Raw genomic sequence first — 11,284 nt, 5'->3', positions numbered from 1 at the left:
ATCCTGCGTCATCTTGACCGCATGACGCACGGCGCGAACGGGGGTTGCGCAGATGTCTGAAGTTCATGCAAATCCGGATGATTTGCGGCTTTTCGCATCGGATGTCCGCTCGTTCGCCGAGAACGCGGAAGATGACTGCGTCGCGCTCCGAGGCCGTTTCAACCGTCTTGACTGGGACGACGACCAGCAGCGGCGGTTCGGCGAGGAACTCACGGAGACGATCACCCACCTGCGCAACCTCATCGCGGAAGTCGACAGGCTCGCACCCGTTCTGGACGGCAAAGCCTCCCATCTCGAGCGCTATCAGGGCCGCTGACGGGCCGCGGGGAGATGTTCTTCGACCCGGTCCGGGCCGATCCAGCGGCGATCGCGCACCATGGCCGAGTGCTCAGCCAGGTGTGCAAGGAGGCCGACCATCTCGCGGCAGAGATCCGGCGGGAGGTGGAGCGCATCCGCCTCCACCTGGGCGCGGTGGTAGCGCAACGGGTGGTCGAGGTCAGCACCGCCTTCGCCGCGGGGGATCCCACCGGCATCGCCTTGGCGGAGGCCCAGCTGGCCCTGGCGCAGCTGGCGCTCAGGGAGTTCGAGGTGGCGTTGGGCCCGCTCCTGAAGGCAGCGGCACACGTCGAGGAGACCACCGAGCACGTCGGGCTCGGCATCGACCTGATCCGGAACGAGCTGAGCCCGGCGCTTGACGCGTACCAGGAGAACGACGACCTCGGCGCCGCGGCGGGCAGCGGCGCGGGCGGCGGTGTCGGCGCGTTCGTCCGGACGCTCAGCGCGTCGTTCCGGGTGGTTCCGCTCGCCGCCGTCGACCTTCCCGGCGTACACGGCGGTCGGCCGCGCGCTGCCGACGAACCGACGCTCACGTTGCTCCGGCAGTTCGCCGACCAGGTGCTGCCGCTGATCACCGGCCGCGCTGCCGGCAGCGTGCTGCACCTGCCGGCGACGGCGATACCGGCATTCGACAAATGCTACGGCAAGTACCCGGTACAGCTCCGTGAGCGGCCGGCCGGCAGGTTCGCCGTGGTCGAGTGGGACCAGCGGATTTCCGACGCCCGGCAGGCCGGGCTCGAAAACTTCCCCGCCGATGTCGCTCGATGACCTGGAGATCGGCCGCATCGCCGACGAGGTCGACAGGCTGCGGATGCAGCTCGGCACGGACATCGATCATCTCGTGGAGAAATGGCCCGACCTTGTCGGCATCACCTTCCGACAGGCTTACTCGACAGAGCTGGCGGACTGCCTGACAAGATTCTCCCGGGAGCTGGCGGCTTTAGGTGAGGCTGTGGCGAGGATTGGTTTTGATCTGACGGACGGGGGGCCTGTCAGTGACTGATGACGGTGCGGAGACACTGCGCCGAGTGTTGTGGGTGAAGGGTGCGGTGGAAAAGGCCGACGCCGAGGCGCGGCGGCAGCTATCGGCTGCGGAAACCGATTACCGCGGCCGCCTGGAGCATCTCCAGAAACAGCACGAGAGCACAATGGAGGAGATCGCGGCCACCTATCGCGAGGCCTTCAATCTCGCTGCTTCGGTGGAGAACATGCTGGCGTACGGGAACATCTGGAACCGGGCTCGCCTCTACAACACACCAGCCGTCGATCACGACCAGGTCATGCGCCAGCTCGACAGCGCCGTGCGGCGTGTCCGCCGGCGGCTGTTCCCCAGGCGCCGGAAGGCCGCCCGGGAGGCCAAGACAGCGCTTGCTCACGCCAAGGAGCTTCAGAGCCGGGCGGAAGGCTACGAGACCCACCGGTTCACGCTGGTCCAGCAACCCGACCACGATCGCTACCAGGCGGCACGCAGGCAGGTCGAGCAGGAGTGGGTGGCGGCCTACACGAAGCTGTACCCGAGGGCGCGCCAGGTCGAGGCGGAGGTCAACAGCCTGGCGCCCGGGTGGCAGGCTGACTGGCACCGCTGGCAGGCACCACGGCAGGCACTGCGTTTCGTGCGGCTCGGGCAGCGGACGTTCAAGGGCCAGTTCGAGGACGTCCGGCTGCCGGCRCTCCTGCCGTTCCTGTCCCGCTGCAACCTGGTCGTGCACGCCAGGCCTGGCGCTCTCCAGCAGCGCGCCTTCGTTCTCGGCGTTCTGCTGCGGATGTTGTCGTCCGTCCCAGCCGGGGCACTGCGCTTCACGTTTGTCGACGCCTTCCTCTACGGCGACACCATCGCACCGATGATGCGGCTGCAGGACTATGAGGAACGGCTTGTCGGAACGAACGTCTGGACCGACCCGCGCGAGATCGAGGAGCAGCTCGGCATACTGCTGAGCCGCATCGAGGAGATCACGCAGAGAAACCTCCGTGGTGAGTACAATTCGGTCGTCGAATACAACGAGCGAGTCGGGTCGAGGGGTGAGCCGTACCGCGTTCTGGTCGTCTACGACTTCCCGAACGGATTCACGTCCGCCGAGATGCACCGCAAACTCGCAGCTGTCGTCAACAACGGGCCGCGCTGTGGCGTCTACACCATTCTGGTCAGTACGCCGGCGGCCATCGCCGATGCCGGGCTGTCGCTGGCCGACGCGCATGTTCTGGCCTTCGGCGACGACCAGCGCTCCGGTTCCGTCAGCTCGACACTCACGCTCACCGACGACAACGGCGGATGGGCAGCCTGGCAGAACGTCGAACTCGACGCGGCGCCGACTGTCCGGTTCGACCCGGCGAACCCAGCGGACGCGTTCACCCGAGTACTCCAGGAAATCGGCCGGAAGGCGACGTCAGTGCTCGACATCGAGATCGGCCTGCAGGAAGTCCTCGACATGCAGGCCCGCCAGGACATCGTCATCGGCACGCCATCGGCAAGCCTCGGCCGTGTCGACCTCGCGGACGAGAGAACCTGGTGGCAGGGCGACACCACAAACGGAATCGCGCTGCCGATCGGCGCCTTCGGGGTGGGGGACGCACTGCTGTTCGAGCTGGGTGCGGGCACGTCACAGCACTCGCTGGTGGCGGGGCAGACCGGCTCCGGAAAATCGAACCTGCTCCACATTGTGATCATGACGAGTGCACTGCTCTACCACCCGGAGGAGCTGGAGCTCTACCTGGTCGACCTGAAGCAGGGAGTGGAATTCCACGAATACGCGCTGAACGGCCTGCCGCATGCGCGTCTGGTGGCCACCAACAGCGATCGGGAGTTCGGCGTCGAGGTCCTCGACATCATTGTCGCCGAGCTCCGGCGGCGCGGTGAGGTGTTCAGAGAACACAACGTCGACACGCTCGCCCAGTACCGGACGAAGCCCAAAGGTCCCGACGCACCGCGGCTGCCCCGCATCCTGCTGGTCATCGACGAGTTCCACGAACTGCTCACCGAGACCGACGCCATCACCCAACGGGCGGCCACGCTGCTGGAGAACCTCACAGCGCAGGGCCGGGCCTTCGGCATCCACATCCTTCTCAGCTCCCAGAGCCTGGCCAGCGCCCGGGCAGCCCACCGCTCGACCTTCGGGCAGATGCAGGTCCGCGTCGCACTTCAGTGCACCGATGCCGACAGCCGGCTGATCCTGGCGGACGACAACCCCGGCGCACGCATGTTGGGCCGCCCCGGCGAGGCCATCTACAACACACAGCGAGGACTGCCTCGGCACAACCAGACCTTCCAGACCGCGTACTGCGACAGTGACCAACGACGCGACCTGCTCCACCGGCTGGCCGCGACCGCGCGGGCGAACGGCTTCGAGCGCCAGCCAAGGGTGTACGAAGGCGATGCTCCCGGACGACTCGACCAGGACGAGGGGCTTCGGCCCGCGCTGACCGCCGCGTCCGCCCCGGCCACCACTCCGGTCAGGCAGGGGGCCGAAGCCACGCCCTGGCCCCTCGAGCTACGTCTCGTCCTAGGCGAGCCGATGGGGCTGGGAGCCTCGACCACGCTCGATCTACGCCGCACCGACGGTGCCCATCTCCTGTTCATCGGCAGCGACCGAGCCGCGGTCGGCCACGTCGTCGCCGTCACCGCGTCCCTGGCGGCCCAGGGTGTCGCGCGTCCGCACGGGCGGCTGGTCATCGTCGACTGCGTCGGCGACCGCGGGGTGTTCGGTGACTACACCGCCGAGCTCACCGGGCTCATGCCGGCGATCGAATTCGCCGAGCTCCGGCGGTTCCCGGATGTCGTCAGCGAGTTCGCCGCCGTCGTCGACGACCGTCAGGCGTTCGACAGCCACGACGCCAGTCCACAGATCCTCATCGTGCACGGTCTGCAAGCCGTGCGAGCCCTCGACGCCGACCTGCTGCGGTCCACCGACGGCAGGGAGAGCGTCGGCCGCCAGCTGGGCGGGATTCTGGCCAACGGGCCGGCATTCGGTGTCCACGTCTTCGTCACCGCCGACTCGCCCACGGCTGTCCGCCGCCGCCTCGACCGACGCCTGTTGAAGGACTTCGAGAACCTCGTCGTCCGCCGCTTGGACGAGGAGGACGGCCACCACATACTGCACAACGCGAGGGTCGCCTCGAGTCTGCGGCGCAACCAGGCCCTGCTGGTCGTCCAGGATCATGGTCGGGTGGAGAAGTTCCGCCCCTACACGGCACCGCCACCGGGATGGATCACCACGTTCGCGTCCTCGCTGCCACCCTGCAGCCGCGCCGCGCCGCCGACAACCTGACGACGGCCCCCAAGGCCCGGTCAGCCCGGGATGCGGTGGGCGCGGCGGTCCTCCAGGCGGGCCACCAGCCGGGTCATCGCCGCGGTGGCCTCCTCGGGTTCGGTGTCGTGGCCGGCGGCCCGGTCGCTGACCACCGCGAACGCGAGGCCCTGGACGGCGGCGGCGACGAGGCTGGCCGGAAAGTCCTGCTCGTCGAGGCCGTACTCGCCGAGGATCGATGTCAGGGCGTCGATCTGGATCCGCCGCAGTTCGCGGGCGACCCTGCCGACCTCCGCGCGCAGCGCCGGCCGGTGGTTCGCCGCCGCGACGAACTCGACGGTCAGCCCGGTGCCCCGCGGGTCGGAAACGAGCTCCCACCAGGCGGCGAGCGGCCGCGGGGAGGCCAGCGCCACCGCCGTCCGCGCCAGGGTCTCCTCCGCGCGCCGCCGCAGGACCGCCACGAACAGATCGTCGATCGTGGGGAAGTAGTAGTGCAGCAGTGGCGCGGTGATCTCGGCGCGGGCGGCCACGCTGCGGGAGCTGACCGCCGCGTAGCCCTCGGCCAGCATGATCTCCTCGGTCGCGTCGAGGAGGCGGGTGACCTTCTCCGCGGTCGCCGCCCGGCGTCGGCGGGGCTCGGCCATGCACCTTCCTCCAGGACGCGTCGTCCGGCTCCGGGCGCCGGCAGACGTCTCATGATGTCGGATGCGCCCGTTCGGGGGCCGACTCCGTGCCCGCGACGTGACCTGGACGACAGCACGGCTGGCCGCCGCGACCGCCCTTCCCGGCCAGGCGGGTCGCCCTTCCCGGCCGCCGCGACCGCCCTTCCCGGCCGGCGGGTCGCCTGCCGAGCCGGTCGGTCGAACCCGTGCACCCGACCTTCGGGGCCCGGCGATTTGGTTGACATGGGCCATCGGCAAAGTTAGAACGACTGTTAAAAATCCAGACACAGCACGACACGGCGGGACTCAGGGAGAAGTGATGGGAAAGCTTGACGGCAAGGTCGCCTTCATCACCGGTGCAGCCCGTGGCCAGGGCCGCAGCCACGCGCTGCGGTTAGCGCAGGAGGGTGCCGACATCATCGCCGTGGACCTCTGTGGCCCGGTGCGCTCGGTCGCCTACCCGATGCCCACGCTGGACGACCTGCAGCAGACCGCGAAGGACGTCGAGGCCCTCGGCCGGCGGGTCTTCGCGCGCCAGGCCGACGTCCGGGACTTCGCCGGGCTGGAGGCGGCGTTCAAGGAGGGCGTGGCCGAGCTCGGCCCGGTGCAGCTCGTCGTCGCCAACGCCGGGATCGGCGCCGGCGGTGTCGCCACCGACGACGAGCAGTGGGAGGACGTCGTCGCGGTCAACCTGACCGGGGTGTGGAACACCGGCCGGGTCGCGATCCCGCAGATGCTGGAGCTGAACCAGGGCGGTTCGATCGTTCTGACCAGCTCCACCGGCGGCCTGGTCGGCGTCGGCATCCCCACCGCCGGGTTCCTCGGCTACACCGCCGCCAAGCACGGCGTCATCGGCCTGATGCGGTCGTGGGCGAACTTCCTCGCGCCGTTCAACATCCGGGTGAACAGCGTCGCCCCGACCGCTGTGCGCACGCCGATGGCCGGTGACGGGAACCTGCAGAAGATCCTCGAGCACGCCCCGCAGCTGGCCAACGCGCTCACCAACGCGATGCCGGTCGACCTGGTCGAGCCGATCGACGTCTCCAACGCCGTCGCCTGGCTGGTGTCGGAGGACGCGCGGTACATCACCGGCACGGTCGTCCCCGTCGACGCGGGCCTGCTCAACAAGCGGTAGCACCTACGGCCGCCGAGGCGGGTGAGACGGTGAGACGGTGAGCACCCGGTCAGGTTCGAAGTTGGGGGAAGAACCTGGCCGGGTGCTCGCGCACCGGACGTCCTCAGCCCTCCGCCACGTCCACCCGCGGAGGCGGCCAGCCGCCGGTCAGCTCCGCGCGGCGGTCTGCGCGAACCGGGTGAGGCCGCGGACCCAGCCGTCCGGGCCGCCGACCGCGTCGTGCATCGACTCCCAGCCCTCACCGTGGCGGTCGAGATGCCGGTGCTCCAGCACGACGCGGGTGGACGTCTCCGAGGTCGCCTCGAAGCTGACATGCACCTCGCTGCAGCGTTCCGAGTCGGTCTCGATCTCCCAGCGCAGGTTGATGTTCCAGCTGAAGGCGAAGTGGGTGGGCGGGTCGAAGGCGAGGACCCGGGCCCAGGTGCACCGGCTGCCGTCGGCCGCGACGTCGGTGATGGCGCCGCCGACGAACGGCTCGACGAGCATCTCGACGGTGCCCGGGAGCAGGTGATGGGTGGGATCCCACCAGGTGTTCATCTGCCCGGTGAACACGTCGAAGACATGCTCGGCCGGGGCGGCGACGTCGATGCTGTGGGTGACCGATGTCGATGCTGTCTCAATGATCACGGAATGACTCCTCGGCTACGGATTTGAAGGTGTCGAGCGAGCGACGCCAGAACCGGTCGAGGTAGTCCCGCAGCATCGCCACGCCCTCGGGGTTGGCCTGGTAGATGCGCCGAGTCCCGGCCGCCTGGTCGGTGACCAGGCCGGCGTCCTTGAGCACCCTGAGGTGCTGCGAAACGGCGGGGCGGCTCACCGGCAGCTCCCGGGCCAGCTCCCCGACGGACATCGGCCGGGCCGCGACCCGTTCGAAGACCTCGCGCCTGGTCGGGTCGGCGAGCGCCGCGAACGCCTCTTGGTAAGTCCCCACGAACGGTAAGCTACGACTTACCAAGCCCGTGCGCAAGCTCCCCACGCGGACCGGGTCCATCTCCGTGACGGACGGGGCCCATACGCGTCCATAGGAAGCCAGTCGCGCGTTCGGCGATGAACCTCCATCTCCCCCGACGAGGCGCCCGTTCCGGTTCCGCGCCCGTTACCTTCCGGCCGGGAACAAAGCCACGACCTGCCCAGGAGAAAGTCCCGGGTGGCCGAACCGCCGGCCGAGGTCGTGCCGACCACTCCCAACGACCAGAAAGGAGCATCAGGGTTATGCGGAAGTATCGTTCAGCCAGTGGTCTCGGAATTGTCGCGGTAGCCGCCGGCCTCGCGCTCGCGGCCGGATCACCCGCCGTCGCCGCCGCACCGAACGCGGGTGTCGGCCTCAAGGCGACGGGAATCATCCCCATCGCCCCGACCGTCGTCAGCACCTCCCCCGGCACCTCGCCGAACCACCTGGCCAGCGTCAACTTCGCGCCGCTGCTCAGCACGGGCGTCATCGACACCGCGGCGGACTCGACCAGCGCACAGGCGGCGGTCCACAACCTCTCGCTGGCGCTGGCGCCGCTGCTGAGCCTGCGAGTCGGCACGATCGAGTCGAGCTGTTCCTACGACCCGGACACCGACGCGGTCACCGGTGATRCCGACATCGCGGACGGGCGGCTCGTGGTGCTCGGAACGCCCGTCGTGCTCCAGCCGAATCCGGCACCGAACACCACCCTGGACCTGGCCTCCGGCCTGGGCACCCTGACCCTGAATCGCCAGACCGTCGCGGCGGATGGCACGCTCACGGTCGACGCATTGTCACTCAACCTTCTCGGCCTCGAGAAGGTCGACGTCGCGACGTCGGTCTGCAACCAGGCGGACCTTTCCTGACCGGACGTCTCGCCACGAGAATTCGAGCGAACGTATTAGGCGCAGGACGTACTCGGGTGGCAGCCCGCGGGCCGTGGTCGGTTCCGCGGCTGCCACTCGGCCGGATCTGAACACGACCGGTCGGGTGGTCGCCGGGTCGGTCCGGGAGCCGACAGTGCGGACCGATTGCCCGCCTCTGGGAAACATGCGACGTTTCGGGGGGATCTCGGATCTCGAGTCCGATCCCTGGGCAGGATTCCCGGGCACCAAAAGGGAACCCGCCCGAACGGAGCCGCTTCGCCGATCCGTGAGGTGACGACGCGTTGATCGTCCTGGGGGCCGAGCTCGGGTGGGTGGACATCGTGACGGCGGCGGCCTCGCTGGCCTGGGCGGTGGTCACGGCCGCGGTCGCGCTGACCCGGTTGGGAATCAGGCGGGAGCTGCTCGGCGAGGGCCTGCCGCCGGCGGCGGGGCCGGAACCGCCGCTGGCGGCCGCGATGGCCACCGCCCCCGCCACGGTGCCGTCGACGGCGGTGGCGACGACCGTTCTCGATCTGGCCCGCCGGGGGCTGGTCGACATCTGGCGGGACGAACGGTTCGGCGTCCTGGTCCGGGCACGGTCAGCGCTCGCCGGATCGACGCGGGTGGCGCCGGCACTCGCCGCGCACGAGGCGGCCGTGCTGCGTCTGATCGCCACCCGCACAGCGCACGGGCCGTTGCCGGCCGAGGCACTGTTCCAGGAGGCGGCGCCGTCGCCGGCGCGGTGGCGGGAAGTGCTGGTCACCGAGGCCGAGGCCGCCGCCAGCCGGTTCCAGACCCCGCGGCGACGCCGAGTCCGCCACCTCAGCACCGCCAGCACCCTGCTGGTCCTCACCGTCTCGACGTTCGCCGGGTTCACCTCCGCGCGCCGGTTCGTGGAGCCGGAGGTCGAGACGGAGGACACCATCAACAGCCCGGCCGGGCAGTGGTTCCTCACCTTCGTCCTCGTCCTGCTGGCGACCACCGCCGTCTCGATGATCGTGATCGGGGGTGCCCACGGGGAGGACGACCGGCGCCGGCGCGCGCGCTGGCGCCGGGTCAGCTCGGGCCTGGCCGCCGATCGGGACCTGACGACCGCCGGGCCGGAACGGATCGGTGCGCTTGGTCACCAGCTGGTGTACGGCGCCGCGCTGGGACACGCACCAGCGGCGGTGGGTCCGTTCACACCGGACGAGTCAGCCGAGGCCACAGCCTGGACCGCCCGAAGCGGCACGCCGCGGCCGATCGCCGTTCATGTCGAACCGGAGCTCATCACCCGCGGCATCAGCACCTCACCGGGCGCCGCCGTCCGTGCTCCGTCGTTCACGACCGACCCGGAGGCACCGATCGTCGGAGAGGTGGTGCGCGCCCGGTGGTCAGCAGGCGGCGGATGGTGGATTGCCGTGCACGAGGGCATGTCCGACCACGCGATCGCGCGCCGCCTCGGCGGGGACCGCGTGGACGGCGGGCCACGCCCACCCGGCGTCGGGTCGGTCGTCCGACTGACCTGGAGCGACGGCGCACGCGCCTGGTCAGCCGACGTCGTGGAAACGGCACCGAGCCAGCTGATCGTCGCGGCCCGACCGAATCCGGACGACCTGCTCGACGGCGCGGACCTGCGGCAGCTGTTCCCGGACCACCGGATCGAGGAGATTCCACCGCAGTTCGGCCACATGAGAAGTTATCGGGCCCGGCGGGCCGGCGGTCCCACGGTGACCATCCAGTGCCTGGTCGCCACCGCCGGGCCGTTCCGGCGGCTGTTGACGGCCGCGTCGCGGCGGCGGCGGCTACCCGTGCCGGGCACGGTCTACCTGCGGGGCCGTGTTCGCGCGGTGATCGTCACCGAGGGAGTCACGGTAGCCGTCGACGTCACCGGCCGCCGGGTCGAGAACCGGCGTGATCTGCTCATCGCACTGGCCCGCACCGTCTCGTACCGGCTCGGTGTTCCCCTCGACGATCCTCGACCTCCGCCCCCGGCTCGCCGCTGATCCGGCCGTACGGCTACGGCGTGTTCACGAACGCCCGCGCACGCCGCCCCCTTCCACCGGGCGCCGGGTCAAGGGCGGACGACGACCTTCAGGGCGTCGCGGGAGTCCATGGCCTGGTACGCGTCGGCGACATGGTCGAGGTCGACGGTGCGGTCGAACACCCGGCCGGGGTCGATCCGGCCTTCGAGCACGTCGGGCAGGGCCCGCTCGATGTAGGCGCGGACGGGGGCGGGCCCGCCGTTGAGGGTGGCGTTCTTGCGGAACAGGGAGCCGAACCCGACCGGTGCCTGCTCGTACTGCGGCACCCCGACCCGGGAGATGGTGCCGCCGGGGCGCAGCACGCCGTACGCCTGCTCGTAGGCGGGCAGGTGCCCGACGGCTTCGAGCACGACGTGGCTGCCCGCGCCGCCGGTGAGCGCGAGGACCGCGGCGACGCCCTCCTCGCCGCGGGCGGCGACGACGTCGGTGGCGCCGAACTCACGCCCGAGGTCGGTGCGGTCGGTGTGCCGGCCCATGAGGATGATCCGCTCGGCGCCCATCCGCTTCGAGGCCAGCACCGCGGACAGCCCCACCGCGCCGTCACCGATCACGGTGACGGTCCGCCCGGGCGCGACCCGGGCCATGTGCGCGGCGTGCCAGCCGGTCAGGTAGACGTCCGAGAGGGTCAGCAGCGAGGGCCACAACGCCTCGTCGACGTCGGCGGGCAGCTTCACCAGGGTGCCGGCGGCCTGCGGGACCCGCACCGCCTCGGCCTGCGCGCCGCCGACCCCGCCGATGCCGTACCAGCCGCCGTGCACGCAGGAGGTGTGGAAGCCCTCGCGGCAGAACTCGCAGGTGTTGTCGGAGAACGCGAACGGGGACACGACGAAGTCACCGGGCGCGAGGCCGGTCACCGCCGCGCCGACCTCCTCCACCACGCCGATGAACTCGTGCCCCATCGGAACACCGTCGCCGGTGGCGGACATGGAGCGGTACGGATGCAGGTCCGACCCGCACACGCACGCCAGCACCACCCGCACGACGGCGTCCGTCGGCTCGTGCAGCTTCGCGTCCGGGACGTCCTCGACGCGGACGTCACCGGGGCCGTACATGAATGTTGCTCGCATGGAA

Annotated in this window: 11 protein-coding genes; 7 read left to right on the top strand and 4 right to left on the bottom strand. The window is 70.3% G+C overall.

Annotated elements, in window-relative coordinates:
* Positions 1-52: 52 nt before the first annotated feature.
* The 4 genes from CcI49_RS15000 (at position 53) to CcI49_RS14985 (ending at position 4,598) form a co-directional block, all read left to right on the top strand.
* Positions 53-316: a hypothetical protein gene (locus CcI49_RS15000; RefSeq protein ID WP_131831099.1), complete on the top strand. Its 264-nt coding sequence runs from the start codon at positions 53-55 to the stop codon at positions 314-316.
* Positions 317-330: 14 nt separating this feature from the next.
* A complete protein-coding gene (locus CcI49_RS14995; RefSeq protein ID WP_076827237.1) occupies positions 331-1,104 on the top strand; it encodes a hypothetical protein in 774 nt (257 codons plus the stop codon).
* Positions 1,091-1,339 carry a hypothetical protein gene (locus tag CcI49_RS14990; RefSeq protein WP_076827235.1) on the top strand — a complete coding sequence of 83 codons (249 nt, stop codon included), beginning with the start codon at positions 1,091-1,093 and terminating at the stop codon, positions 1,337-1,339. The genes CcI49_RS14995 and CcI49_RS14990 overlap by 14 nt, the downstream gene beginning before the upstream one ends.
* A 145-nt stretch (positions 1,340-1,484) precedes the next feature.
* The gene (locus CcI49_RS14985; protein WP_158230770.1) at positions 1,485-4,598 is read left to right on the top strand and encodes an FtsK/SpoIIIE domain-containing protein; all 3,114 of its coding nucleotides are present in this window, start codon (positions 1,485-1,487) and stop codon (positions 4,596-4,598) included.
* A 20-nt stretch (positions 4,599-4,618) separates the two neighbouring features.
* On the opposite strand, the gene CcI49_RS14980 is transcribed toward CcI49_RS14985, so the two are convergent.
* Positions 4,619-5,221 (bottom strand): TetR/AcrR family transcriptional regulator, encoded by a 603-nt coding sequence (locus CcI49_RS14980; RefSeq protein WP_054569306.1) that lies wholly within the window; start codon positions 5,219-5,221, stop codon positions 4,619-4,621.
* A 337-nt stretch (positions 5,222-5,558) separates the two neighbouring features.
* Between CcI49_RS14980 and CcI49_RS14975 the strand changes: the two genes are divergently transcribed.
* Complete coding sequence (locus tag CcI49_RS14975) at positions 5,559-6,374, top strand: mycofactocin-coupled SDR family oxidoreductase (protein WP_054569307.1); 816 nt, start codon at positions 5,559-5,561, stop codon at positions 6,372-6,374.
* Between the two features lie 147 nt (positions 6,375-6,521).
* Here the strand turns inward: CcI49_RS14975 and CcI49_RS14970 are convergent, their stop codons facing one another.
* Together CcI49_RS14970 and CcI49_RS14965 are read right to left on the bottom strand one after the other, a co-directional pair.
* Positions 6,522-7,001, bottom strand: coding sequence for an SRPBCC family protein (locus CcI49_RS14970; protein ID WP_198955540.1), 480 nt, complete (start codon positions 6,999-7,001; stop codon positions 6,522-6,524).
* Positions 6,991-7,305 (bottom strand): metalloregulator ArsR/SmtB family transcription factor, encoded by a 315-nt coding sequence (locus CcI49_RS14965; protein ID WP_235498242.1) that lies wholly within the window; start codon positions 7,303-7,305, stop codon positions 6,991-6,993. Before CcI49_RS14965 ends, CcI49_RS14970 begins: the two co-directional genes overlap by 11 nt.
* A gap of 281 nt (positions 7,306-7,586) precedes the next feature.
* Between CcI49_RS14965 and CcI49_RS14960 the strand changes: the two genes are divergently transcribed.
* Both CcI49_RS14960 and CcI49_RS14955 read left to right on the top strand, forming a co-directional pair.
* Complete coding sequence (locus CcI49_RS14960; protein WP_076827230.1) at positions 7,587-8,189, top strand: choice-of-anchor P family protein; 603 nt, start codon at positions 7,587-7,589, stop codon at positions 8,187-8,189.
* A 302-nt stretch (positions 8,190-8,491) separates the two neighbouring features.
* A complete protein-coding gene (locus tag CcI49_RS14955) occupies positions 8,492-10,174 on the top strand; it encodes a hypothetical protein (protein WP_076827227.1) in 1,683 nt (560 codons plus the stop codon).
* A 68-nt stretch (positions 10,175-10,242) separates the two neighbouring features.
* Here the strand turns inward: CcI49_RS14955 and CcI49_RS14950 are convergent, their stop codons facing one another.
* Positions 10,243-11,280, bottom strand: a complete 1,038-nt coding sequence (locus CcI49_RS14950; RefSeq protein ID WP_198955538.1) for an alcohol dehydrogenase catalytic domain-containing protein — start codon at positions 11,278-11,280, stop codon at positions 10,243-10,245.
* Positions 11,281-11,284 lie beyond the last annotated feature (4 nt).

It is taken from the genome of Frankia sp. CcI49, from assembly GCF_001983215.1.
GTDB lineage: Bacteria > Actinomycetota > Actinomycetes > Frankiales > Frankiaceae > Parafrankia > Parafrankia irregularis.
Note: the sequence above shows the minus strand (reverse complement) of the source record. Positions and strands in the feature narration are given on the sequence as shown.